Source organism: Synechococcus sp. LTW-R (genome assembly GCF_014217875.1).
GTDB lineage: Bacteria > Cyanobacteriota > Cyanobacteriia > PCC-6307 > Cyanobiaceae > Vulcanococcus.
On record NZ_CP059060.1, the window covers coordinates 820333 to 842561 of the forward strand.

General features: G+C 65.8%; 24 protein-coding genes and 1 pseudogene. 13 read left to right on the forward strand and 12 right to left on the reverse strand.

All coding sequences use genetic code 11. The annotated features are described in order from the left end of the window. Positions 1–4: 4 nt before the first annotated feature. Positions 5–3556, forward strand: coding sequence for a transcription-repair coupling factor (gene mfd / locus H0O22_RS04660; RefSeq protein WP_185187821.1), 3552 nt, complete (start codon positions 5–7; stop codon positions 3554–3556). A gap of 76 nt (positions 3557–3632) precedes the next feature. Continuing rightward, complete coding sequence (locus H0O22_RS04665) at positions 3633–3821, forward strand: hypothetical protein (RefSeq protein ID WP_185187822.1); 189 nt, start codon at positions 3633–3635, stop codon at positions 3819–3821. Positions 3822–3884: 63 nt separating this feature from the next. On the opposite strand, the gene H0O22_RS04670 is transcribed toward H0O22_RS04665, so the two are convergent. The 4 genes from H0O22_RS04670 to H0O22_RS04685 all read right to left on the reverse strand — a co-directional run bounded on the left by H0O22_RS04670 (position 3885) and on the right by H0O22_RS04685 (position 7599). Continuing rightward, entirely contained in the window at positions 3885–5237 is a 1353-nt protein-coding gene (locus H0O22_RS04670; RefSeq protein WP_185187823.1) for a S41 family peptidase, read from the reverse strand. Between the two features lie 101 nt (positions 5238–5338). Next, the gene (gene ispG, locus H0O22_RS04675; RefSeq protein ID WP_185187824.1) at positions 5339–6562 is read right to left on the reverse strand and encodes a (E)-4-hydroxy-3-methylbut-2-enyl-diphosphate synthase; all 1224 of its coding nucleotides are present in this window, start codon (positions 6560–6562) and stop codon (positions 5339–5341) included. 37 nt (positions 6563–6599) lie between these two features. Continuing rightward, positions 6600–7199, reverse strand: a complete 600-nt coding sequence (locus H0O22_RS04680) for a uracil-DNA glycosylase family protein (RefSeq protein ID WP_185187825.1) — start codon at positions 7197–7199, stop codon at positions 6600–6602. Between the two features lie 10 nt (positions 7200–7209). Beyond that, positions 7210–7599, reverse strand: a complete 390-nt coding sequence (locus tag H0O22_RS04685; RefSeq protein ID WP_255439475.1) for a VOC family protein — start codon at positions 7597–7599, stop codon at positions 7210–7212. 81 nt (positions 7600–7680) lie between these two features. Between H0O22_RS04685 and H0O22_RS04690 the strand changes: the two genes are divergently transcribed. From H0O22_RS04690 to H0O22_RS04720, 7 genes are all read left to right on the forward strand, one after another. After that, positions 7681–8862, forward strand: a complete 1182-nt coding sequence (locus H0O22_RS04690) for a pyridoxal phosphate-dependent aminotransferase (protein ID WP_185187827.1) — start codon at positions 7681–7683, stop codon at positions 8860–8862. 30 nt (positions 8863–8892) lie between these two features. Beyond that, the gene (locus H0O22_RS04695) at positions 8893–9843 is read left to right on the forward strand and encodes a putative selenate ABC transporter substrate-binding protein (protein ID WP_185187828.1); all 951 of its coding nucleotides are present in this window, start codon (positions 8893–8895) and stop codon (positions 9841–9843) included. Between the two features lie 39 nt (positions 9844–9882). Beyond that, positions 9883–10119, forward strand: a complete 237-nt coding sequence (locus H0O22_RS04700) for a hypothetical protein (RefSeq protein ID WP_010317515.1) — start codon at positions 9883–9885, stop codon at positions 10117–10119. 90 nt (positions 10120–10209) lie between these two features. Further along, positions 10210–10959, forward strand: coding sequence for an ATP-binding cassette domain-containing protein (locus H0O22_RS04705; RefSeq protein ID WP_185187829.1), 750 nt, complete (start codon positions 10210–10212; stop codon positions 10957–10959). Continuing rightward, entirely contained in the window at positions 10956–12491 is a 1536-nt protein-coding gene (locus H0O22_RS04710) for a phosphonate ABC transporter (protein ID WP_185187830.1), read from the forward strand. The genes H0O22_RS04705 and H0O22_RS04710 overlap by 4 nt, the downstream gene beginning before the upstream one ends. 6 nt (positions 12492–12497) lie before the next feature. Beyond that, positions 12498–13175: a GDSL-type esterase/lipase family protein gene (locus tag H0O22_RS04715; RefSeq protein WP_185187831.1), complete on the forward strand. Its 678-nt coding sequence runs from the start codon at positions 12498–12500 to the stop codon at positions 13173–13175. 78 nt (positions 13176–13253) lie between these two features. Continuing rightward, a complete protein-coding gene (locus tag H0O22_RS04720; protein WP_185187832.1) occupies positions 13254–14006 on the forward strand; it encodes a sigma-70 family RNA polymerase sigma factor in 753 nt (250 codons plus the stop codon). A gap of 60 nt (positions 14007–14066) precedes the next feature. Here H0O22_RS04720 and H0O22_RS13300 read toward each other — a convergent pair whose 3' ends face one another. The 3 genes and pseudogenes from H0O22_RS13300 to H0O22_RS04730 all read right to left on the reverse strand — a co-directional run bounded on the left by H0O22_RS13300 (position 14067) and on the right by H0O22_RS04730 (position 15892). Beyond that, positions 14067–14282, reverse strand: a complete 216-nt coding sequence (locus H0O22_RS13300) for a PfkB family carbohydrate kinase (protein WP_370521507.1) — start codon at positions 14280–14282, stop codon at positions 14067–14069. Between the two features lie 95 nt (positions 14283–14377). Continuing rightward, positions 14378–15025 (reverse strand): annotated as a pseudogene (locus H0O22_RS04725) (carbohydrate kinase family protein); the annotation flags it as partial. 102 nt (positions 15026–15127) lie between these two features. After that, complete coding sequence (locus H0O22_RS04730; protein WP_185187833.1) at positions 15128–15892, reverse strand: DUF92 domain-containing protein; 765 nt, start codon at positions 15890–15892, stop codon at positions 15128–15130. 127 nt (positions 15893–16019) lie between these two features. Between H0O22_RS04730 and H0O22_RS04735 the strand changes: the two genes are divergently transcribed. Then, on the forward strand, positions 16020–16418 hold the full coding sequence (locus H0O22_RS04735; protein ID WP_185187834.1) for a hypothetical protein: 399 nt from the start codon (positions 16020–16022) through the stop codon (positions 16416–16418). 11 nt (positions 16419–16429) lie between these two features. On the opposite strand, the gene H0O22_RS04740 is transcribed toward H0O22_RS04735, so the two are convergent. Both H0O22_RS04740 and H0O22_RS04745 read right to left on the reverse strand, forming a co-directional pair. After that, on the reverse strand, positions 16430–17176 hold the full coding sequence (locus H0O22_RS04740; RefSeq protein WP_185187835.1) for a 16S rRNA (uracil(1498)-N(3))-methyltransferase: 747 nt from the start codon (positions 17174–17176) through the stop codon (positions 16430–16432). A 5-nt stretch (positions 17177–17181) separates the two neighbouring features. Then, complete coding sequence (locus H0O22_RS04745) at positions 17182–17640, reverse strand: DUF3531 family protein (RefSeq protein ID WP_185188310.1); 459 nt, start codon at positions 17638–17640, stop codon at positions 17182–17184. A gap of 68 nt (positions 17641–17708) precedes the next feature. Here H0O22_RS04745 and H0O22_RS04750 point away from each other — a divergent pair, with 68 nt between their 5' ends. The 3 genes from H0O22_RS04750 to H0O22_RS04760 all read left to right on the forward strand — a co-directional run bounded on the left by H0O22_RS04750 (position 17709) and on the right by H0O22_RS04760 (position 19546). Beyond that, positions 17709–18353, forward strand: coding sequence for an ABC transporter ATP-binding protein (locus H0O22_RS04750; protein ID WP_185187836.1), 645 nt, complete (start codon positions 17709–17711; stop codon positions 18351–18353). Between the two features lie 37 nt (positions 18354–18390). Then, positions 18391–19308, forward strand: a complete 918-nt coding sequence (hslO, locus tag H0O22_RS04755) for an Hsp33 family molecular chaperone HslO (RefSeq protein ID WP_185187837.1) — start codon at positions 18391–18393, stop codon at positions 19306–19308. Positions 19309–19387: 79 nt separating this feature from the next. Beyond that, the gene (locus H0O22_RS04760) at positions 19388–19546 is read left to right on the forward strand and encodes a hypothetical protein (protein ID WP_185187838.1); all 159 of its coding nucleotides are present in this window, start codon (positions 19388–19390) and stop codon (positions 19544–19546) included. On the opposite strand, the gene H0O22_RS04765 is transcribed toward H0O22_RS04760, so the two are convergent. From H0O22_RS04765 to H0O22_RS04775, 3 genes are all read right to left on the reverse strand, one after another. Further along, positions 19543–20235: a CPP1-like family protein gene (locus H0O22_RS04765; protein WP_185187839.1), complete on the reverse strand. Its 693-nt coding sequence runs from the start codon at positions 20233–20235 to the stop codon at positions 19543–19545. The genes H0O22_RS04760 and H0O22_RS04765 overlap by 4 nt on opposite strands. 37 nt (positions 20236–20272) lie before the next feature. Next, positions 20273–20497 carry a hypothetical protein gene (locus tag H0O22_RS04770; RefSeq protein ID WP_185187840.1) on the reverse strand — a complete coding sequence of 75 codons (225 nt, stop codon included), beginning with the start codon at positions 20495–20497 and terminating at the stop codon, positions 20273–20275. Positions 20498–20575: 78 nt separating this feature from the next. Then, complete coding sequence (locus H0O22_RS04775) at positions 20576–22213, reverse strand: peptide chain release factor 3 (RefSeq protein WP_185187841.1); 1638 nt, start codon at positions 22211–22213, stop codon at positions 20576–20578. Positions 22214–22229 lie beyond the last annotated feature (16 nt).

Sequence of the window (22229 nt, forward strand, 5' to 3'; positions counted from 1 at the left end):
CCCCATGCCCCTCTCCGCCCTGGTGCGCCAACTGCAGCAGGTGCCCCTCAGTGGAGAGGTGCTGCAGCGGTGCGCCCGGGACGAGCGGCTGCGGCTCTCCGGGGCAGGACGCGGAGCCCGCGCCTTGATCAGCAGTGTCCTGGCGGGCTGCGCCGAAGCCCCGCTGCTGGTCGTGGTGCCCACCCTGGAGGAGGCCGGCCGCTGGGCAGCGCTACTGGAACTGATGGGCTGGAGCAGCGCCCAGCTTTATCCCACGAGCGAGGGCAGCCCCTACGAGCCCTTTGATCCCACCAGTGAGATCATCTGGGGACAACTCCAGGTCCTCAGCGAACTTCTGGATGCCGGCAGCCGCTGCGCGATCGTCGCCACCGAACGCTCCCTGCAACCGCACCTGCCGCCGCCGGCGGCCCTGCAGGCCCAGTGCCTCAGCCTGCGCAAGGGGGATGAATTTGACCTCGAGGCCCTCGGCGAAACCCTGACCCGTCTGGGTTACGAGCGGGTCACGAGCATCGAACAGGAGGGCAGCTGGAGCCGTCGCGGCGACATCGTCGACGTCTTCCCGGTCAGCTCCGAACTTCCCGTCCGTCTGGAATTCTTCGGCGAGGAACTTGAGAAGCTGCGGGAATTCGACCCCGCGAGCCAGCGTTCCCTCGATCCGCTCGAGGTGGTGCGTCTCACCCCGAGCGGCTACGGCCCCCTGATCGCGGATGCCCTGCGCGAGGGCATGCCGGAGGGCCTTGACCAACTGCTCAGCCCCGAAGCCAGCGAGCAACTGCTGGAAGGGGGCACCCCGGAGGGGATGCGGCGGCTGATGGGCCTGGCCTGGAGTGAGCCGGCTTCGCTGCTCGACTACCTGCCCGAAGGAACCCTGATTGCCATCGATGAGCGGCGCCATTGCCTCTCCCACGGCCAGCAGTGGTTTGATCACGCGGTCGAGCACCACGCCGAGGTCTGCGCTGAGCTCGGTTTCGAGCTGCCGGCCGTCCTGCACCGCAGCCCCGAAGACGCCCTGGCGGCGGCCGAGGGCTTCCAAGGCTTTGACCTGGCCGAGCTGCAGGAAAGCGACAACCACCCCAACAACTTCGATCTCTCCAGCCGGCCAGTGCCGGCCTACCCCAACCAATTCGGCAAGCTCGCCGAGCTGATCAAAGGCTTCCAGAAGGAGAAGGCCCGGGTCTGGCTGCTCTCCGCCCAGCCCAGCCGCGCTGTGGCCCTGCTGGAGGAGCACGACTGCATCAGCCGCTTTGTCCCCAACCCGGCCGATCACCCGGCCATCGATCGGCTGATCGAACAGAACACCCCCGTCGCGCTCAAGACGAAGGGCACCGCCGAACTCGAGGGCCTGCAATTGCCGGCCTGGAAGTTGGCGTTGATCACCGACCGGGAATTCTTCGGTCAGCACTCCCTGGCCGCCAGCGGCTACGTGCGGCGCCGGCGCAAGGCCGCGAGCCGAACGGTCGATCCCAACAAGATGCGCCCAGGGGATTTCGTGGTGCACCGCAACCACGGCATCGGCAAGTTCCTGAAGCTCGAGAAGCTTGCGATTGGCAGCGAGGCCCGCGATTACCTCGTCGTCCAGTACGCCGATGGCCTCCTGCGGGTCGCCGCCGACCAGCTGGGCAGCCTCGGCCGCTACCGCGCCACCAGCGATAGCCCGCCGGACCTCAACCGCATGGGTGGCACCGCCTGGAACAAGGCCAAAGAACGCGCCCGCAAGGCCGTGCGCAAGGTCGCCCTCGACCTGGTCAAGCTCTACGCCGAACGGCACAAGGCCCCCGGCTTCGCCTTCCCCGTGGATGGCCCCTGGCAGAACGAACTCGAGGATTCCTTCCCGTACGAGCCCACACCGGATCAGGTCAAGGCGATTGCCGATGTCAAGCGGGACATGGAGCAACCCCAGCCGATGGACCGCCTCGTGTGCGGTGATGTCGGCTTCGGCAAAACCGAGGTGGCGATCCGGGCGATCTTCAAGGCCGTGACCGCCGGCAAGCAGGTGGCGATGCTCGCCCCGACAACCGTTCTGGCGCAGCAGCACTGGCGTTCACTCTCCGAGCGCTTTGCCCCCTATCCGATCAAGGTCAGCCTGCTCAACCGCTTCCGCACCACCACTGAGCGCAAGGTGATCCAAGAGGGGCTCGGTGAAGGCACCGTGGACGTCGTCGTCGGCACCCACCAATTGCTCGGCAAGGGCACCCAGTTCAAGGAGCTTGGGTTGCTCGTCGTTGACGAGGAGCAGCGCTTTGGCGTCAACCAGAAGGAAAAGATCAAGGCCCTGCGCAAGGACGTCGACGTCCTGACCCTCTCCGCAACCCCGATCCCGCGGACGCTCTACATGAGCCTCTCGGGGGTCCGCGAGATGAGCCTGATCACGACGCCACCGCCGTTGCGTCGGCCGATCAAAACCCACCTAGCCGCCCTCGACGAAGAGGCCGTGCGCAGTGCGATCCGTCAGGAGCTCGATCGCGGCGGTCAGATCTTTTACGTCGTCCCCCGGGTGGAGGGCATCGAACAGGTCGCCGAAGGGCTGCGCCAGATGATCCCCGGCCTACGGCTCCTGGTCGCCCACGGTCAGATGGCGGAAGGCGAACTGGAGAGCGCCATGGTGGCCTTCAACGCCGGCGAGGCGGACCTGATGCTCTGCACCACGATCGTGGAGAGCGGCCTGGACATCCCTCGGGTGAACACGATCCTGATTGAGGACGCCCATAAGTTCGGCCTCGCCCAGCTGTATCAGCTGCGCGGTCGCGTCGGCCGCAGCGGCATCCAGGCTCACGCCTGGCTCTTCTATCCAGGGGACGCCTCCTTGAGCGATGCGGCCCGGCAACGCCTGCGGGCCATTCAGGAGTTCGCCCAGCTGGGCAGCGGCTACCAGCTGGCCATGCGCGACATGGAGATTCGCGGCGTCGGCAACCTGCTGGGGGTCGAGCAGAGCGGCCAGATGGAGACGATCGGTTTTGACCTCTATATGGAGATGCTCCAGGAATCCCTCGCGGAAATACAGGGCCAGGACATCCCCGCGGTAGATGACACCCAGATCGATCTGCAGCTCACCGCCTTCATCCCCGGCGACTGGATCAGCGACAACGACGAGAAGATGGCGGCCTACCGGGCCGCGGCCGACTGCACGAGCCCCGATGGCCTCATCCAGCTGGCGGCCGACTGGGTGGATCGCTACGGCGCCATCCCCGCACCGGTCATCTCCCTGCTGCAGCTCATGGAGCTGAAACTGCTGGCGAAGCGCTGCGGCTTCTCCCGAATCAAACCGGAGAAGCCCAACATCGCCCTCGAGACGCCTATGGAGGAGCCGGCCTTCCGCCTGTTGCGCCAGGGCCTCCCCCAACACCTGCACGGCAGGCTCGTCTATCAGGCCAGTTCCGGCAGCACCGCCAAGGTGCTGGCCCGGGGCCTGGGGGTCCTGCCGATGGAGAAGCAGGTCGAGGAACTGATGAACTGGCTCAAGCAAATGGTCGAGCAGATCCCCGGGGCCGATGGGCTGACCGACGCCCAACGGGCCGAGCAGCTCAAGGCCAAAAACGAAGCCGTGCTGGCGGTTTAGGCCTGCCGCGGCCCAAAGATGAGCGAGCGGCGCAAAAGTCCGTTACAATCTTAATGAAGCAACGTAACGTACGCTCATGGGTCCCGGCCTCGGCGAAGTCATTGATCTCGGAACCGGCTTCGGCGGTGGTCTGAGCCTGATCTCCGGGCTCATCAGCCTCGTGGCTCTCGGGGTGTTTGCAGTGCTCCAGTCGGACACCGGCAATGACGATGACGACTCCACCCCGGGCGGTGGTCTGATGCAACCAGTGGGCAGCGCCGCCTGACTCCAGTCAGCACTGTTTTCTTCGGCCTGCGGCCTAAGCCGCGGGCTTTTTTATGGCTGGCCCCTACTGAACCGGTGCCGCTAAGGCGGCGGGGACGTTGGCACTGGCGGGGTTGTAGGGACGTGACTTGGTCAGGCTGCCGTCGGCCTTCACCTGCTTGAGCAGGGTGGACTCCGCCACGCGGTACTGGCTGTCCTTCTGGGTGCCCAGGTCCTCCAAGCGCAGGCTTTGGATCTCGCGGGCGCTGAGCTTGGCGCGCACATCGGGATCAATGCCGTGCTTGTGGATATCCCGGCCGCTGGGGGTGAGGTACTTGGCGATCGTGACCGTCATCCCCGATCCATCGATCAGGCCGCGCACCGATTGGACGAGGCCCTTGCCGAAGGTGGTCTCGCCGACAAGGACCGCGCGGTGGTTGTCCTGCAGGGCGCCGGAGAGAATTTCGCTGGCGCTGGCTGAACCCTCATTGACCAGCACCACGAGGGGAAGCCCGGTCAGGGCGCGACCCACCGCCCGCTTGGTGTCCTGGATGCCATCGCGTGTCTTCGTCGAGACAATGACGCCCTCGTTGAGCCATTGACGCGCAATCGCGATGCTGGCCACCAGCAAACCGCCAGGGTTACTGCGCAGGTCGAGCACGTAGCCCTGGACCTGCTGCTTCTCGAGATCCTTCAACGCCTCCGCCATGTCCTTGGCGGCATTGGCGTTGAACTGCTTCAGGCGGATGTAGCCGATCTTGGTGCCATCGGCACTGGTGTTGACCTGAGTATCGACCGCATGCAGCTCAATCCGAGCCCGCACCAGAGGGGTATCGAGCAGCTTGCCGTTGCGGCGCAGCTGCAGGGTTACCGTGCTGCCGGGCTTCCCTCGGATCAGCTTGACGGCATCCTCGGTGGTCATCCCCTTGGTGCTCTTGCCATCGATCGCCGTGATGACGTCCTTCGGCATCACCCCAGCACGGGATGCGGGAGACCCTTCGATGGGACTGACGACGGTGAGCTCTTTGGTGTCCTTATCGAGGCTCAGCTGAATACCGACCCCGGAGAGTTCCCCCGAGGTGTCGATCTGCATCTCCTTGAACTCACGCGGATCGAGGAAACGCGTGTAGGGATCGTCCAGGGTCGCCAACATGCCCCGGATCGCCTCATAGCTCTCCTTAGTGCTGCCGTAACTCTTGGAGAGCACCTGGCGACGCAGGTCTTTCCACTTGTCCGTGGTGTATTTGCCGTTGGTATCGAGATAGTCCCGGAAGACGATCTGCCAGGTCTGATCAATAACTTCCTTCGGGCTGTCGCTCACCAGCGAGGCCGAACCCGGAAGCAGCAGCGGCGGCAGACAGATGGCCCCAACCGCTCCGGCGCCGGCGAGAACAATCAAGGCGCGATGACGGGAGCGGCTGCCGCGGGGCTGAGTCATCAAGGCGCTCCTGACACCGGGAGATGGCTTCAACGTAGCTCCAGTTCTCCAACCGCAGTTGGCGTGAAAACCGGAGAAATCTGCGGGTTAACCGAGGGGCCTCAGGGGTCCACCCAACGGCCGTCTTCCTTGATCAAGGCAATCAAGGCCTCCACGCCTTCGGCCTCGGGAACACGACGGATCTCGTCGCGGCCGCGGTAGAGAGAAATCACGCCGGGGGTTTTACCGACGTAGCCATAGTCCGCATCGGCCATCTCGCCGGGGCCATTGACGATGCAGCCCATCACGGCGATGTCCAGACCGGTGAGGTGGGCGGTGGCGTTGCGCACCTTGTTGAGGACGTCCTCCAGGTTGAACAGGGTGCGCCCACAGCTGGGGCAGCTGACGTACTCGACCATGGTCTTGCGCAGACCCAGGGACTGAAGGATCGAGTAACAGACAGGGATTTCCTTCTCCGGTGCCTCGGTCAGGGACACCCGAATCGTGTCGCCAAGACCATCGGCCAAGAGGGTCGCAATGCCCGCGGTGCTCTTGATGCGGCCGTAGTCCCCATCCCCGGCCTCCGTTACACCCAGGTGCAGGGGGTAGTTGAACCCTTCGGCGTCCATGCGGTCCGCCATCATCCGGTAGGCGGCCAGCATCACGGGAGCCCGTGAGGCCTTCATCGACACCACGATGTTGTGGAAGTCGAGGCGATCACAGATCCGGATGAATTCCAGGGCGCTCTCCACCATCCCGAGGGGGGTGTCGCCATAGGTGAACAGCATCCGCTCCGCCAAGGAGCCATGGTTCACGCCAATGCGCAGCGCCTTGTCCTGGTCCTTCAGCAGGCTGACCAGCGGTTCGAAGGTCTCGGTGATGCGCTCACCGATCTGAGCGATCTCCTCGGGGGTGAATTCGGTGCGGTTCGGATCAGGCTTGTCGAAGACGAAAAGACCCGGGTTGATCCGGACCTTGTCGACATGGTTCGCCACTTCCAGGGCGATCTTCATCCCGTTGTGGTGGACATCCGCCACCAGCGGCACGGGCTGGTAGGTGTCTTCCAGGCGTTTGCGGATCTCGCCCATCGCCTTGGCGTGGGCCAGGGACGGCACCGTGACGCGCACGATTTCGCAACCCGCTTCATGCAGGCGGCGGATCCCCGCGGTGGCCCCCTCGATGTCGAGGGTGTCCTCATTGATCATCGACTGCACCACAACGGGGTGCTCGCTGCCGATCCAGAGGTCGCCGACGCGAACACTGCGGGTCTGGCGACGGCGAATGACCGTGTCGTAACGGGAGGACAGCTGCCCCGCCTCGGGCGTTGCGGTTAAGGAGGCAGTCATGGCAGCAGCGTTGGGCAGGCCGGTTGGGGCAAGCCTGTCACAACGGAGCGTCCAATTGGGCCAAGCGGCGCTGCACATCCTGCAGGTCCTGCCAGGTGAGCCACTTGGGTGCCCCCCGCTCCTTGGAGGGGTTGCGCAAGAGATAGGAGGGATGAAAGACCGGCATCAGCCAGCGGCCCTCCCACTGGCGCCACTGGCCGCGGATCTTGGTCATCCCACCCTTGATTCCGAGCAACCCCTCCACGGCCGTTGCCCCAGCCAAAAGGATCACCGCCGGATCCACCAGGGCGATCTGGCGATCCAACCAGGGCTTGCAGGACGCCATCTCCAGGGCCGTGGGCTTGCGGTTCTCCGGCGGACGGCACTTCACGATGTTGCAGACATAGGCATCGCGGTTGCTGTCGATGCCGACGCTCTCGAGCATCCGATCCAGCAGCTGCCCCGAGCGCCCCACGAAGGGCTGTCCCTGCTCGTCCTCTTGGGCACCGGGCCCCTCGCCGATCACCATCAGTCGAGCCTTCGGGTTGCCGCGGCTCACGACGACTTGGCTGCGGCTGCTGCCCAACTTGCAGAGGCGGCAGGCATCGCAACTCTCCTCCAAGGCCGCCAGATCCTGTTCAAGGGAGGTGGCCGTCATCGCCCTGCAGTCACTCGCGCGCCTCTCTAGCAATCAGCAGCAGCGCATTGCCTTCGGGATCGTTCAGCCAGGCCTCCCAACCAAAGGACTCCTGGCGCGCAGGCTCCAGCAGCTGAGCCCCGTGCTCCTGGGCCCTGATGATCGCGGCCCCCAGTCCCGTCTCACCGCCAATGAGCTGGAGGGCCACGGCCAGACGCCCCCGCTGCCGGGGCAGGGGCCGAGAGCGACTGGGGGCATAGACCTCGAGCCAGAGGGATCCCGGCAAGGGCACCCTCCAATGGGACGCGCTCAATCCCGGCGCCGCGGCGGCGCCACAGACGTGGCCGTAGAAGCGGGCCAAGGCCGCGGGGTCATCGGCCGCCAACACGAGGCCAACCGTCGGAGATGGTGCAGCTGACATCGAAAGGGGGCCTGGCATGCGGCAGGATGCACAACATCACCGGTAAGCCGCAAGGCACTACCCCCTGACGTCGCTGCTCGAATGCCGCGCCCGTTGAAACTCTCCGCCCGGGCCCAAGCGCTGCAGCCCTCGTTGACGCTGGCGATCACAGCCCGCGCCAAGGCCCTAAAGGCCGACGGGCGGGACATCTGCAGCCTGGGCGCCGGCGAACCGGATTTCGATACCCCGGCATTCATCCGCCAAGCCGCGGCCCAGGCCCTTGAGAGCGGTCTGACCCGCTACGGCCCCGCCGCCGGCGAACCGGCCCTGCGGGAGGCCATCGCCCAAAAACTGACCCAGGAGAACCAGGTCCCCACGAGCGCCGACCAGGTCCTGGTGACCAATGGGGGCAAGCAGGCTCTCTACAACCTCTTTCAGGTGTTGCTCGAGCCCGGCGATGAGCTGCTGCTCCCCGCTCCTTACTGGTTGAGCTACCCGGAGATGGCGCGGCTGGCTGGGGCCTCGGTTCGCCTGATCCCGAGCTCCGCCGGCGAAGGCTTCCGGCTGGATCCCGAGCGACTGGAAGCGGCGATCACGCCGGCTAGCAAGTTGCTAGTCCTCAACAGCCCCGGCAACCCCACCGGCACGGTGCTCAGCCGCAGCGACCTCGAAGCGATCGCCGAGGTGCTCCGCCGCCATCCCCAGGTGGCCGTGGTCTGCGACGAGATCTACGAATTCCTGCTGGCTCCAGGCCACAGCCACCACAGCTTCGCGGCCGTTGCCCCCGACCTGGCCCATCGAGTCTTCACAGTGAATGGCTTCGCCAAGGGCTGGGCGATGACGGGCTGGCGGATCGGCTGGTTGGCCGGCAACAGCCCTGCACTCAAGGCCGCGAGTGCCCTGCAGAGCCAGAGCACCAGCAATGTCTGCACCTTCGCCCAATACGGGGCCCTGGCGGCGGTGACCGGCTCCCGCGAGTGCGTGCAGACCATGGCTGCCCAATTCAGCCATCGGCGTCAGCTGCTCAGCGATGGCCTCCAGGCCATCAACGGCGTCCAACTCTTGCCGCCCCAGGGGGCCTTCTACGCCTTCCCCAACATCAGCAGCAGCGGCCTGGACTCGATGGTCTTCTGCGAACGCCTGCTCGAAGAGCAGGGTTTGGCGGTGGTGCCCGGTGGCGCCTTCGGCGACAACGACTGCATTCGCCTGTCCTGCGCCGCCTCCGACGCCACGATCGAGGACGGCCTGGCCCGGCTGCGGCGCTTCATCGAAAGCCTCTCGTAGCAAAATCGTGGATTGCTCTGCAATCCATCGATGACCATCCGTTTCAACGGCCGAGAACGTTGGGCCGCCGCGGCCGTGGGCGTCTCGCTTGCGCTGTTGCCGGTGGCCGCCCCTCTGCCCTTGAGCAGTGCCGTCACCCCCGCAGCCGTCGCACAGACGAGCAAACCCGTGCTGCGGATCGGTGCCATTCCCGATCAGAAGCCCGAGAAGCTGAACCGGCTCTACGGATTGGTCGCCAATGAACTCAGCAAGCAGCTGGGTGTGGACGTCAAATATGTCCCCGTCACGAACTACGCCGCGGCGGTCAGTGCCTTCCGCACCGGCAATTTGGATCTGGTCTGGTTTGGCGGCCTGACCGGCGTCCAGGCCAGGTTGCAGAAACCCGGCTCCCAGGTGATCGCCCAACGCGACATCGACGCGAAATTCCAATCGGTCTTCATCGCGAACAGCAAGAGCCAGCTGAAACCGATCAGCAGCATCAATGGCCTGAAGGAGCTCAAGGGCAAGCGCGTCACCTTCGGTTCCCAGAGCTCCACCTCAGGACGCCTGATGCCCCAGTACTTCCTGGCGCAGGCCGGGGTGAAACCGAGCCAGTTCGCCGGTGGAGCGCCTGGCTTCAGCGGCAGCCATGACGCCACCGTGGCCCTGGTGCAGAGCGGCGCCTATGACGCCGGCGCCCTGAACAAACAGGTCTGGGAAGCGAACCTGGCCAGCGGCAAAGCCAACAAGGCGAAGGTCTACGCGATCTGGACCACCCCCGGCTACCCCGACTACCACTTGATCGCCCAGTCCGACCTGAACCAGCGCTTCGGCGCCGGCTTCACGGGCAACCTGCGTCAGGCGATCTTGAGCTGGCGCACTAGCAACCCTGAGCAAAAGGCGATCCTCGAGCTCTTCGGGGCCCAGCGCTTCATCGGGGCGAAGGCCAGCGATTACGCCAAGATCGAGCAGGTGGGCCGGCAGATCGGCAAGATCCGCTGAATCCAGGAGCAGAATGCGGGGATCGGCGTGATCACCGCGTTGTCCACAACCCTGCTGACTGACCTGCTGCTGCTGGTGGCTGGCCTGCTGCTTTGGCAGCGCAGCTGCAGCGATGGGGATGAGGTCTGGGTGCTCTTTCTGCGCTCGATCGCGGCCATCGATCTGGCGGTGATCCTCTTGAGCAATGGGGTTCTCTGGCTGGAGATCCCCTTGCTCGTTTTGGTCTTTGGCCTGCCGTCGGTGGCCAAACTAGAAAAACGGGAGGGTCGCGGATGAACCCGCGCGGCCCCGACGTCATTGAACTCACCCTGGTGGGCCTGATCCTGGCCCTGATGGTGTTCCGCTTCACCCAGACCTAACGGCCCCATGCCTGCACCCGTCCTGGAGTTGAGGGGTGTCCGCGTCAACGGACGCCAGCAGCCCAGGCTCGATCGGATTGACCTGAGCGTTCAGCCCGGGGAGCGGATTGCCCTATTGGGTCCAAGCGGTGCGGGCAAGAGCACACTGCTCGCGGTCGCCAACGGGCTCCAAGCGATGGATCAAGGGCAGGTGCTCTGGTCCGGTGAGCCCATCGCGAAGCGCGCCCGGCTGAGGCGACGGCAACAGCGGCAGATCGGAACGCTCTGGCAGGACCTGCGCCTGATCGACGAACTCAGCGTGCAACAGAACCTGAACTGCGGCCGCCTCGCCCAGTGGGGCTGGCCCCGGGCCCTCCTCAACTTGCTCCTGCCCCTGGAGACCGAGGCCTGCAGCGCGTCCCTGCGGCAACTCGATCTGGATCCAAGCCTGCTGAACCAGTCGGTGGCGGACCTGTCAGGCGGCCAACGGCAACGGGTCGCCATCGCACGGCTGCTACGGCAGGACCCCGTGCTCTGGCTCGCCGATGAACCCCTCTCCAGCCTGGATCCACGGCTGGCCAAGGAGCTGCTCACCCTGCTGCTTCAGCAGACCGAGGCACCGAGGGCGCTGGTGATGAGCCTGCACCGCCCCGATCTCTTGGCGGGCTTCAGCCGCGTGATTGGTCTACGGGAGGGGCACATTCTCTTCGATGTCCCCAGCAGCGCCCTCGAAGACGAGGCCCTGCAGCGCCTCTACGCCGGCACACCCGCCCCTTGAAAGTCTCGGCGCCCCTACAGGTTCTGATCCCCGCCGCGGTGATCCTGCCCCTGGCCCTCGTGCTGCCCGGTCTGTGTCATGGCGGGGGCTGGGAGCTGATCGGGGCCTTCGCCGCGGCGGCCCTGCAGCCCTCACTGGATCCAGTCGTCCTCGACTCCCTATTCAGGGGGCTGGGGATCACGGTCGGGGTGGCCCTGGTGGGTTGGGCCCTGAGCCTGCTGCTGGGGCTGGTGTTGGGACTGGCGAGCTCACGCCTGGTCTGGACGACGCTGCTGGGAGGCGCATGGCCCGCGGAGCTGCTGCGCCGGCTGCTGGCCCTACCTCGCTCGATCCATGAACTGATCTGGGGCCTGCTGCTACTGCAGGTGCTCGGACTGCAGCCGGCGGTAGCCGTGCTGGCGATCGTGATCCCCTATGGGGCCCTGGTGGCCCGGGTGATCAGCGATCAACTCGATGCCCTGCCGGATCAACCCCTGCACGCGCTCCTGGCCTCGGGCAGCAATGGCCCGGCGGCCTTGATCAGTGCGATCGCGCCTCCGCTGTTGCCGGGGGTGATCAGCTACGGCGGTTACCGGCTGGAGTGCGCCCTGCGCAGCGCCACCCTGCTCGGGGTCTTTGGCCTAGGAGGCCTCGGCAATGAACTCCTTCTGACGCTCCAGTCCCTGGAATTCCGCGAGCTCTGGAGTGGCCTCTGGCTCCTGCTGGCGGTGATGCTCGGCCTGGAGGGCCTGATTCGGGCCCTACGCCAACGCTGGGGCATGGCCAACCGTTTTGGCCGCAGCCCGGCGGGGGTCGGCCGTCGGGGCCAAGAACTCCTGCTGCTCCTGCTGGCGCTGGTGCCCCTCTTGATCGTCATCGGCCGCAGCCTGGGCATCGATCCCGCGGCCCTGCTCCAGTGGCAAGCACTGCCCCCCATGGACCTCAGCCACTGGCGGGAGGCCTTGGCCCTGCCCTGGGGACGCTTAATCAGCAACACCCTGGGCCTAACCCTGCTGGCGGCCTGCCTGGCGGTGGGGGGCGCGCCCCTGCTGCTCCTGCTGGTGGCCCCCTGGCGGATTGGGCAGTTGCTGCTGAGGCTGCTCTGGGCGCTGGGGCGGCTGTGGCCACCCCCGCTCACGGCGCTCTTGTTGCTCTTTGTTTTCAAGCCCGGCATCTGGACGGCCGCGCTCGCCTTGGGCTTCCACAACCTGGGAATCCTGGGTCGGCTGTTGCTGGAGGGGGCGGAGTCCTGCAGCGACGCTCCGGAGGCGTCCCTTCTCGGCCAGGGCGTGGGGCCACGGGTCGCCTTGCTCTACGGACGCTTCAGCGGCCTGGCCCGCTCCTACCTGTCCTACGGGGCCTACCGCAGCGATGTGATCCTGCGGGAGACGGTCGTGGTTGGCCTGATGGCGGGCACCGGCCTGGGGTCACAACTGCAGGAAAGCCTGAGTTCCTTTGCCTGGGATCAGATCGCCCTCTTGCTGGTGGTCTATGCGGCCTTGACCCTGGTGGGAGAAGATCTGAGCGATCGCGCCCGGCGGCGCCTGCTCTAGCCCTCCATGGTCTTGGCCGTTCCCCGCAAGTTGATCGTGCTCGGGGACAGCGGCGTCTACGGCTGGGGGGATCCCGAAGAAGGGGGCTGGTGCGAGCGGCTGCGGCGCCACTGGATGGGCCTGCCGGGCGGACCGGTGCTCTACCCCCTCGGCGTCCGCGGCGATGGACTGGAGCGGGTGGCCGCGCGCTGGACCAGTGAATTCGCCTGCCGGGGGGAACTGCGGCGGCAGCAGCCCCAAGGGATCCTGCTCTCGGTCGGCTTAAACGACACCGCCCGGGTCGGGCGCCGGGACGGGCGCCCCCAACTGGACCCTGAAGCCTTTCTCTTTGGCCTGCAGCAGCTTCTCAAACAACTGCAAACGGCAGCACCGCTGCTGGTGCTGGGGCTGACCCCGGTGGATGAGCACGTGATGCCCTATGCCGATCTGCTCTGGTACGGGAACGAGCAGATCCTTCAGTACGAGGGGCTGTTGGAGGAGGCCTGTATGGAGGCCGACGTTCCCTACCTGCCGCTGTTGGAGTCCTTGATGGCGGATCCGGCCTGGCTGCAGTGGCTCTCCCCCGATGGAATCCACCTCAACAGCGAAGGGCACCGTGAGATCTACGAACGGGTACACCGCTGGGGCCCGCTCTTGAGCTGGGCGGACCTGCAGCCCACCAGCGCCCCAACCCCCCTCGTCTGAGGGAAATCAGACCCCCTCAAGGGTGAGCCAGCCAGCGGCCCAAGCCGTTGAGGCTGAGGACAGAGCAATGGATCCGCCATGGCCGTCCAAGACCAACAGCAGTGGCTCTTGAGCCGTTATCTCAAGGACCCCAACCCCGAACATCGCAACGCCGTCGCCGCCGCCAACCTGCCCCTGGTCTGGAAGGTGGCCCGCCGTGAAAGCGAACGCAGTGGGCACAGTTTTGAGGACCTGGTGCAAGAGGGCGTCAGCGGCCTGATCAAGGCGATCGAACGCTTCGATCCCAGCCTGGGTAACACCTTGAGCACGGCCGCCGTGCCCTGGATTCGCGGAGCGATGCGCCACTACCTGCGGGATCGCTGCCGCGTCATCGGTGGAGCCCGAAGTGTGATCGAACTGCTCCAACGGGGAGCGACCCTGCAACGTCGCCGCGAGCTGCAGGGGCTCGAGATCTTGGATGACAGGGCTATGGCCGAGGCCCTGGGCTGCTCGCTGCAGCGCTGGCAAGAGGCTCAGGCCCTGCAGGCCTGTTTACGGATCGCGAGCCTGGATCAACCCGGAGCGGGCCCGGAGCCAGACCTGCCGCTGGTGGAGCAGCTGAGCGACCAGCAGGCGCCCGCTCCCTACGGCTGGCTGGAGCGCTGTGAGCTGCGCCGCCGACTCTGGAGAGGGCTGAAGACCTTGAGTGCCCGCCAACGCAGGCTGGTGCTGGCCCGGGTGCTGCAGCAACGCAGCTGGCAGGAGCTCGGGGCCAGGGCCGGACTGAGTGCCCGAGCCGCCCAACGGCATTACCAGCAGGCCTGCGCCCAAGTCCGCCAGCAGCTGGCGTAAAGCGCAGACGTTGGCGGTACAGACGGTATGGGCGGATGAACCGATTCGCTGATCGCCGCCTCAGTCCAGCTCCTCGATGTGCAGCGCATGGCTGGCCATGAACGCCAGAGCTTCCGCTCTGTCGAAGACGCTGCCCGTCGCTGAGGTGCTGCGCACGCAGCTGGCCCCCATCGCACTGCCCCAGCGAAGACAGCCCCGGAGATCCTGGCCATTGAGATGGCCGGCGATGAACCCAGCATCAAACGCGTCGCCGGCACCGGTCCCCCCCCCCTGAATGTCGTGGGGTAGGCGTCACTGCGTAGACGCAAACCGTGCTGCATGACATGCACGCCTTGTTCGCCGCCCGTGATCACGACGGTGCTGACTCCTGCATCAAGGAACGTCCGTGCCTGATCCCAAGGGTCCGTGGATCCGGTCAGCAGAGCCGCTTCATCCGTGTTGGGGAGAACGACATCGGTGTAGGGCAAAAACCGAGTCACCCTCTCCATGGCCGCCGGATCGTTCACCTCAATCACATCCAGCACAACCAGGGCGCCATTGGCGCGTGCCCGGCGCAATCGGTGCAGGGTCTCCTCGGTTTCCAACGCATCCAGCATCAGAAAACCACCGATGTAGATGACCCGGGAGGATTCGATCAGTTCTGCCGGCACCATGGCCTGGCTGAACAAGCGGTTGGCACCAACGGCTGCGATAAAGCATCGGTCATCACCGTCCACGTTGATCACCGCTGTTGTGGCTGTTGCTGCATCAGCGGTGCAGTGGATGCCGTTTGTGTTGACGCCAGCGTGATCCAGGGTGTGGATCAGATAGCGGCCGAAAACATCGTCCCCAAGACAACCTCCGACGCCAACCGTGATGCCGAGGTGGGCGAGGTCGTAGGCCGCATTCGACGCACATCCCCCGAGACTGAGATCCATCCTCCTGGTCTCCACCAACTGACCGGGTTTCGGCAGCGTCTCGATCGGATCGCAGACCAAATCCGCACACAGCAGACCAAGGCAGAGGCAATCAAGCGTCATGGGCTGGTTTCAAGGCGCGGGAAGTGGTCGATGCCCGGCGGGGGAGCTGCCGTTGATCGCGAGGCTGGCCACTCGCGAGCTGGCCAATGCCTTGAAGCGCGCTTAGGCCAGTGCCAGGCGCACGGCCAAGCCCATGGCCAGCAGGGCGGCGATCAGGGTCTGGAGCGCATTGACCAGTTCATTGCTCAGCCAGGGGAGACGGTCCTGGACCGTCGCGCCAATCAGGCTCTCGATCAAGGTCGCCGCCAGACCCACCAGGGTCACCAGCAACCAGGTGGCGCCGCCCTGGATCAGACCCAACTGCAGCATCAGCATCGCCATCAGGGCACTGCCACCAGCACTCGCCAGCGTCCCCTCCAGGCTGATCGCCCCTTCGGTGCCAGGGGGGACCGGTTGGAAGCGCGTGATGGAGACCGTGCGGCGGCCCCAGCGCTTGCCGATCTCACTGCCGCAGGTGTCGCCCAACTTGGCGGCGAAGCTGGCCGCAAAGCCGATCTTCAACAGGATCACCGGCGTCATCGGCCAGACACTGAGGACCGCGAGGGCCGCGCCCGTGGCCGCCGATCCCCAAACGTTCTCAGGACCGCGCCGGCCGCCGCGTCCCTCCGCGAGGCCCTGCTCCTGCTTGCGCCGGTAGCCCAATCGGGTCACCAAAGACCCCAAGGCCAAGTAGAAGGCGACCGCCAGCCAACCCGGCCAATCCAAGCTGCCGAGCAGGAGGGTGCCCAAGATCCCGGCATGGACCCAACCGGAGCGGGTGAGCAGCGGCAGGCGCTGGGCCGCGGCGATCAGCACCCCGTTGATCAACAGGGCCGCCAGCCAATGCTGCAACCGCTCGGGGCCCAGCAAGATCTGCAGATCGAGCATCCCTGGGATCAGCCACTCCCTCCAGAAGAACACAACTGCTGGAACTTCTGTTGCACTGCCCTACGGGCGCTGTTCAGATGCACCGCCTACAGCGGATAATCCTTCAAACGGTCACTTAACCGGCGCCATGGTGTTCAACCGCAAGGGCAGCTTCTTCCTGCAGCTCGATGAGAAGGCTGCTGAAACGCCTGCGGTTGTGGCCCCCGTCACCGAAGCCCCAGCCAAGGCCAAGACGGCGAGCAACACGGAAGCCAAGGTTGAGGTGAAGGCGGCCGCGGCTCCTGCAGCTGCTGCTGTCAAGAGTGAGTCCGCCGCGGCTCCTCAAGCTGCTGCCATGCAAACCACCGCGGAAGCCATCGCCGCTGAACTCGCTGCCGAGCAGGCCGCCCGTCCCATCCAAACCGACTCCACCTTTGCCCCCGAGTGCGTGACCGCTGGGGGGGCGCTGCCCATGCGCCGCCGCCGCGCAGGAGCCAACATTGCGGGCTTCCGCGACATGGCCAGCGGCATGTTTGGGAAGAAGTGATCTAAGGATCGCTAGACCCCGCAGCGCTCCGCGCGGGCGCTCGCTAAAGTAGATAATCCACTGACGCAGGCCGTTGAGCTGCGCAGGATGCGAGGCCCCAGATCCACGGGCTTCCATCCCGCCGCCTCAGCAGCCTCCTCTTCGTTGGGGGACCAGCCCCCCTCCGGACCACAGGCCAACCAAAGGCTGGGGAGGCTCTCGAGCGGCAGTCCCGCAAGAACCGGCCCCAACAGCGGGAGCTCCGTCTGCCGCGTGGTCATCCAGAGCCCCTGGGCCCCGGGACCCTTCAGGGCAAGGAGCTGAGCGAGCTCCATTGGCTCCTCAATGACCGGGGACCAAAGACGCTCGCACTGCTCAGCCGCCTCAGCGGCAATGCTGCGCCAACGCTCAGCGCGCAGGTTCCCTTTAACCGCCGTTCGCTCGCAGAGCAGCGGGATGAAGCGATCCACCCCCAGCTCAACGGCCATCCGGACCACCAGCTCAAAATCCCGCTTCACCACCGCCGCCGCCAGCACCAAGGAGGGGACCGGCGGTTGGTGCTGCTCGAGCGGCGCGGTCAGGTCCTGCTCCAGCTGGGCAGAACCGTCTTCCTGCAGCACGGCAGTCCAGAGGCCCCCCTGTCCGTTGATGACCGCAAAGCGATCCCCGGACCCAAAGCGCAACACCCGGGTGAGGTAACGCTCCTCCTCACGGGTCAACGCGACCAGCGGAGCCAGACGCTCCGGTGCGATCAGCAGCCGGCGCAGCTCCCGGGCCATCGGCGCTACGCGTCCGGAACGCCGACGGGGAAGAGGCTCTCGGGATGCTCCTCCACGGGCCAGTCCTCATTGGCGCCACCAATGAGCAATTCCTCGATCTGGACGACATCCGAATCGATCTGACGCAGGGTATTGATCAGGACATCGATCGCAAAGCCGTCGCTGGTACCCAGGTCCATCCAGCAGCGGGCCCAGGCGCCCTGGTATTCGATTTCGCCCATGTTGTGCATCAGTGCTGGCATGGCGCGCTCGGCCGTGTCGGCGTCGTAGCCCATCCAGCTGACCTCGGCGCCCTCCTCATGGACCTGGAGGTTCTCAGCGTTGAAGCCGCCCAACTTGCCCAGAAAGAACCAGCTGTCCAGGGTGGTTTCGATGTATCCCCGCTCCCCCTGGCCCGGGGGATTGCTGAAGCGCAACCAGATCCAGCAATTGAAGGGGTCAAATTCTCGAAAACGAATCTCCATCGCAGCGACCGCAGCAGGGCTTGCTCCCATCAAACATGCTGGGGGCACCTCACGGCCATGGGCCAGCAATGCTTGAGCTCGACGCGCTCCGCTACCACGCGGCAACGGCACCCGAGCCCGTCCTGCGGGGGGCCAGCCTGCGGATCGAGCCCGGGCAGATCGCGCTGGTGGCGGGCCGCAGCGGCTCCGGCAAGTCGACCCTGCTGGAGCTGATCTGCGGCTTGGCGGACCCCAGCCAAGGGGTGATTCGCTGGCATGGCAAAGCAATCAACGCCCGCCAGCGCCGCTGGCTCTGCGGCCTCGTCTTTCAGTTCCCCGAACGCCACTTCCTGGGGCTGACCGTCGGCCAGGAACTGCGCCTGGGCCAGCGCCGCCTGCCGAGCGAAAAAGCAGAGGCCGTCCTGCAGCAGGTGGACCTTAGTGGCCTGTCCTTCCAGCAGGCGCCCGAGGAGCTCAGCGGCGGCCAGCAACGGCGCCTGGCGATGGCCGTCCAACTGCTGCGGGACCCCAAGGTGCTGCTGATGGATGAACCCACCGCTGGGCTGGACTGGTCGGTGCGCTCAGAAATCATCGAGCTCATCGGCGAACTCAGCCGCGATCGCATCGTGCTGATCGTGACCCACGAACCCGAACTGTTCGAGTCCCTGACCCAGCCAGACCAGCGCTGGACCCTGCGCGATGGGCAACTCCAACCCGCCCTCATCCCCTGCTGAAGCGGCTGCATACAGTGCCCCGAGCAATGGCCTCGGTATGGCAGATCGGTTGGTGCGCGCAACAGCGGCAGGTGGAGGCATCCGCCTGGTGGCTGTCAGCACCAGCACGACGGTTCGCTACGCCCGCCGCCGCCACAACCTCTCCTTCCTGACCACCGCGCTGCTGGGCCGGGCCATGACGGCTGGCCTACTGCTGGCCAGTTCCATGAAGGTCAGCCATGGGCGCGTGAACCTGCGGATCTCCTCCGATGGCCCCCTGAAGGGCTTGATGGTGGATGCCGGACGGGATGGGACCGTGCGCGGCTATGTCGGGGCCCCGGACCTGGAACTCGATCTGGTGGACAGCGCCGATGGTGCCCATCAGTTCGACTTCAAGCAGGCCACCGGGACGGGCTATCTCCACATCGTCCGAGACCTCGGGGAAGGGGAGCCCTTCAGCTCGACCGTCGAACTCGTCAGTGGAGGCATTGGTGATGACGTCGCCTCCTACCTGCTGCACTCTGAGCAGACCCCATCGGCGGTCTTTGTCGGCGAGCGCATCGACAGCACGGGTGTAAAGCACGCCGGTGGCGTCCTGGTGCAGGTGCTGCCCAAGGCCGCCCGCGAACCGGCGCTGGTGGCGCTGCTCGAGGAACGCTGCCGAGAGATCGAGCACTTCAGTGACCGCCTCGCCGCCTGCGAGGGCAACCTTGAAGCCCTGCTCCAGGACATCTTCCCGGACCTCGATCCCAAGCTCCTCGAGGACGCCGAGGCCAGCCAAGACATCACCTTCCACTGCCCCTGCAGCCGCAAGCGCAGCGTCAATGCCCTCAAACTCCTGGGCCGCGACGAGCTTTCGCAGATGCTCAGCGAAGACGGCAGGGCGGAACTGACCTGCCATTTCTGCAACGAGGTCTACGACATCCAAGGCGCAGAGCTGCAGGAGCTCATCGACGAGCTCTCCCCCGCCGCCTAACGGCTGAAGAAGTGTCCTCAGGCCAGCACTAGAGCCGCCCGACCGGAGCTGTAACAGGGTTGTGCTGCAGGTGCTGGCGATGACCTGGTTTCCCCACTGCCTGAACTGCAGTCACTTCCGGCTCAGCAGCTCCAACCAGAGCGGTTGCTGCCGCCTCTGGGCTATCACGATTCCGGCGGGATCCGCACGGACCCTGCGCTGCCACGGCTGGATCCGCCTGGGGGAGAAGGCGAACTAGGCGATCAGCAGGGCGCCCAGGAGCAACAGCAGCAACGCCGGCAGGCTCTGCACCTGATGGGCATCCAGGGGAAGTCCCAGGGGCAGGCTCGGATCCAACACCTGCAGCAGCAGAGCACCGAGACCAAGGCCCAAGCTGAGCAGCAGCACGCTGAAGCCCACGGCCTGCAGGAACCGACGGTTGCGCCGCTGCAGCAGCACCACGCTGAACAGGGTGGCGAGGGCGAGGACCAGCTCAGCCGATGAGGCCGGGGTGAATAGCAGCAGCAGGGTCAAGGCCGCAAAGCCACCCAGCGGCAGCCAGCGCTGTTGCCCCTCCGCCAGCTCCAGGCTCGGCAGCGAGAACGAACTGGAGGGAAGGGACGCCTTCGGCAGAGCAGGGAGCTTGGGCAGGGAAGGCAGGGAGGGACGCGCGGCAGCCGCGGCGGCCGGCGCCTTGGCCTCGCGCGCGGAGGCATTCAAGGCTGCGGTGCTGACCTTGCCCTGCTGCCGCTCCTTGAGGCGGTCCATCAGCACGGCGTCGTAGGCCGCCTCCAACTGAGCCCTGGCCTGGGGGTTCTCACCCACTTCCTCCAGCCGCGCCTGCTTGGCAGCCTGAACCGCCTCGAAGCTGGCGCCGGTCTCAATGCCCAGGCGCTCGTAGGGACTGGGCTGGGAACCGGTCGAGGAGGAGTCAGGACCCTGGTTCATGCCACCGAGCGCCGCAGGAAATCACTCCCGAGCGTAGTCAGAACAGGGGCTCGCTGGACTGAAACCCCTGCTGGCCGAGCAGCAGGGAGCGCTGGTATTCAGCCTCATCGAGCTGGAGCCAGCAGCGGCGCTTCAGCAGGGGCATCTGCGGCGGCAGATGGCTGCCTTCACGCATCTCGATGCCCATGCCGCCACGGACAAAATTCACGTAATCGTTGCCCCCATCTGTCCTGGGGCGAACCAACCAGAGAGAACCAGGCATCAGCCAATCAGCCTGTGATATTTCGTTGCGCCGGATTCTGGCGCCCCATGAGAAGCAACCGCGAGCGCTCTCCGTGGCTCACAGGGCAATGGGCTCCACACCGCTCACCACAGGGGCCACGGCGCTGAGTTCGAGGTCGGGATGGTCCTCCGCCAGCTGGTTGAGGTTCCAGTCGTTCTTAAACAGCAGCACCGGGCGATCCCAGGCATCCCGCACGGTCTTGCAATTGAAGATCCGACCGACCTTCTCCAGCTCACTCCAGCCGCCAACGACCCAGCGGGCCACCGAGAACCCGAGCGGCTCAAGCCGGGTCTGCACGCCGTACTCGCTCTCGAGGCGGTACTGAACGACCTCCAATTGCAGTTGGCCAACGGCCGCCAGGATCGGATCGCGCTTGCTCTGGTCGGTGTCGTAGAGGATCTGCACCGCACCCTCTTCCCGCAGCTCGTTGACGCCCTTGCGGAAGCTCTTGAAAGCGGACGGATTCGGGTTGCGCAGCCAGGCAAAGATCTCCGGGCTGAAGCAGGGGATGCCCTCGTACTCCACCTTGGCCCCGAGGTACAGGGTGTCGCCGATGGAGAACATCCCGGGGTTGTTCAGGCCGATGACGTCACCGGGGTAGGCGTCCTCCACCACGGCCCGGTCCTGACCGAAGAGTTTCTGGGGACGGGACAGACGAATGGTCTTGCCGGTGCGGGCGTGCTGCACCGTCATGTCCTTTTCGAACTTGCCGCTGCAGACCCGCACAAACGCCACGCGGTCGCGGTGACGGGGGTCCATGTTGGCCTGCAGTTTGAAGACGAAGCCGCTGAAGCCCGGTCTCACCGGTTCGATCTCGCCGGCGCTGCTGGAGCGGGGGGTGGGTTTTTGGGCCAGCTCCAAGAAGGCATCCAGGAACGGCCGCACCCCGAAGTTGGTCATGGCCGAACCAAAGAAGACCGGGCTGAGCTCCCCGGCGTGAACCAGCTCCAGATCGAGCTCGTTGCCGGCAGCCTCCAGCAGTTCCAGTTCCTCGAGGGCCGCCTCGAGCAGCTCCTCCTCAACCGAACCACGGGCTTCATCGACGCTGAGCACCTTCTCTTCCGAGGCCCGGCCACGCTCGGCCCGTTGAAAGAGGATCACCTCCTTCGTGCGGCGATCGATCACACCCCGGAAGCGATCCCCGCTACCGATCGGCCAATTCACCGGCCAGCAGGCCAGACCCAAATCCTGTTCGATCTCATCGAGCAGCTCCAGCGGTTCGCGCCCGGGCCGATCCATCTTGTTGATGAAGGTGAAGATCGGGATGCTTCGCATCCGGCAGACCTCGAACAACTTGCGGGTCTGAGGCTCAAGGCCCTTTGCGGCGTCCTCAAGCATCACCGCGTTGTCCGCAGCCGCGAGGGTCCGGTAGGTGTCCTCGGAGAAATCCTGGTGACCGGGGGTATCCAGCAGGTTGACCGTGCTGCCGCTGTAGTCGAACTGCAGCACCGTTGAGGTAATCGAGATCCCCCGCTGCTTCTCCAGCTCCATCCAGTCGGAGGTCACCTTGCGTTGCTCGCCCTTGGCCTTCACGGCGCCGGCTTGCTGAATCGCACCCCCGTAGAGCAGCAGCTTCTCGGTGAGGGTGGTTTTACCCGCGTCGGGGTGGGAAATGATCGCGAAATTGCGGCGGCGGGAGACGGCCTCCGCCAAGGCCTCGAGCTCAGGGGTGGTGCTCACGCTGCTGCTGGTCATGGCGCCAGCCTGACAG

Excerpts from the sequence above, each read along its gene's own strand:
- mfd (WP_185187821.1), top strand. The coding sequence starts at position 5 with ATGCCCCTCTCCGCCCTGGTGCGCCAACTGCAGCAGGTGCCCCTCAGT.
- H0O22_RS04665 (WP_185187822.1), top strand. The coding sequence starts at position 3,633 with ATGGGTCCCGGCCTCGGCGAAGTCATTGATCTCGGAACCGGCTTCGGC.
- H0O22_RS04670 (WP_185187823.1), bottom strand. The coding sequence starts at position 5,237 with ATGACTCAGCCCCGCGGCAGCCGCTCCCGTCATCGCGCCTTGATTGTT.
- ispG (WP_185187824.1), bottom strand. The coding sequence starts at position 6,562 with ATGACTGCCTCCTTAACCGCAACGCCCGAGGCGGGGCAGCTGTCCTCC.
- H0O22_RS04680 (WP_185187825.1), bottom strand. The coding sequence starts at position 7,199 with ATGACGGCCACCTCCCTTGAACAGGATCTGGCGGCCTTGGAGGAGAGT.
- H0O22_RS04685 (WP_255439475.1), bottom strand. The coding sequence starts at position 7,599 with ATGTCAGCTGCACCATCTCCGACGGTTGGCCTCGTGTTGGCGGCCGAT.
- H0O22_RS04690 (WP_185187827.1), top strand. The coding sequence starts at position 7,681 with ATGCCGCGCCCGTTGAAACTCTCCGCCCGGGCCCAAGCGCTGCAGCCC.
- H0O22_RS04695 (WP_185187828.1), top strand. The coding sequence starts at position 8,893 with ATGACCATCCGTTTCAACGGCCGAGAACGTTGGGCCGCCGCGGCCGTG.
- H0O22_RS04705 (WP_185187829.1), top strand. The coding sequence starts at position 10,210 with ATGCCTGCACCCGTCCTGGAGTTGAGGGGTGTCCGCGTCAACGGACGC.
- H0O22_RS04715 (WP_185187831.1), top strand. The coding sequence starts at position 12,498 with ATGGTCTTGGCCGTTCCCCGCAAGTTGATCGTGCTCGGGGACAGCGGC.
- H0O22_RS04720 (WP_185187832.1), top strand. The coding sequence starts at position 13,254 with ATGGCCGTCCAAGACCAACAGCAGTGGCTCTTGAGCCGTTATCTCAAG.
- H0O22_RS04730 (WP_185187833.1), bottom strand. The coding sequence starts at position 15,892 with ATGCTCGATCTGCAGATCTTGCTGGGCCCCGAGCGGTTGCAGCATTGG.
- H0O22_RS04735 (WP_185187834.1), top strand. The coding sequence starts at position 16,020 with ATGGTGTTCAACCGCAAGGGCAGCTTCTTCCTGCAGCTCGATGAGAAG.
- H0O22_RS04740 (WP_185187835.1), bottom strand. The coding sequence starts at position 17,176 with ATGGCCCGGGAGCTGCGCCGGCTGCTGATCGCACCGGAGCGTCTGGCT.
- H0O22_RS04745 (WP_185188310.1), bottom strand. The coding sequence starts at position 17,640 with ATGGAGATTCGTTTTCGAGAATTTGACCCCTTCAATTGCTGGATCTGG.
- H0O22_RS04750 (WP_185187836.1), top strand. The coding sequence starts at position 17,709 with ATGCTTGAGCTCGACGCGCTCCGCTACCACGCGGCAACGGCACCCGAG.
- hslO (WP_185187837.1), top strand. The coding sequence starts at position 18,391 with ATGGCAGATCGGTTGGTGCGCGCAACAGCGGCAGGTGGAGGCATCCGC.
- H0O22_RS04760 (WP_185187838.1), top strand. The coding sequence starts at position 19,388 with ATGACCTGGTTTCCCCACTGCCTGAACTGCAGTCACTTCCGGCTCAGC.
- H0O22_RS04765 (WP_185187839.1), bottom strand. The coding sequence starts at position 20,235 with ATGAACCAGGGTCCTGACTCCTCCTCGACCGGTTCCCAGCCCAGTCCC.
- H0O22_RS04770 (WP_185187840.1), bottom strand. The coding sequence starts at position 20,497 with ATGCCTGGTTCTCTCTGGTTGGTTCGCCCCAGGACAGATGGGGGCAAC.
- H0O22_RS04775 (WP_185187841.1), bottom strand. The coding sequence starts at position 22,213 with ATGACCAGCAGCAGCGTGAGCACCACCCCTGAGCTCGAGGCCTTGGCG.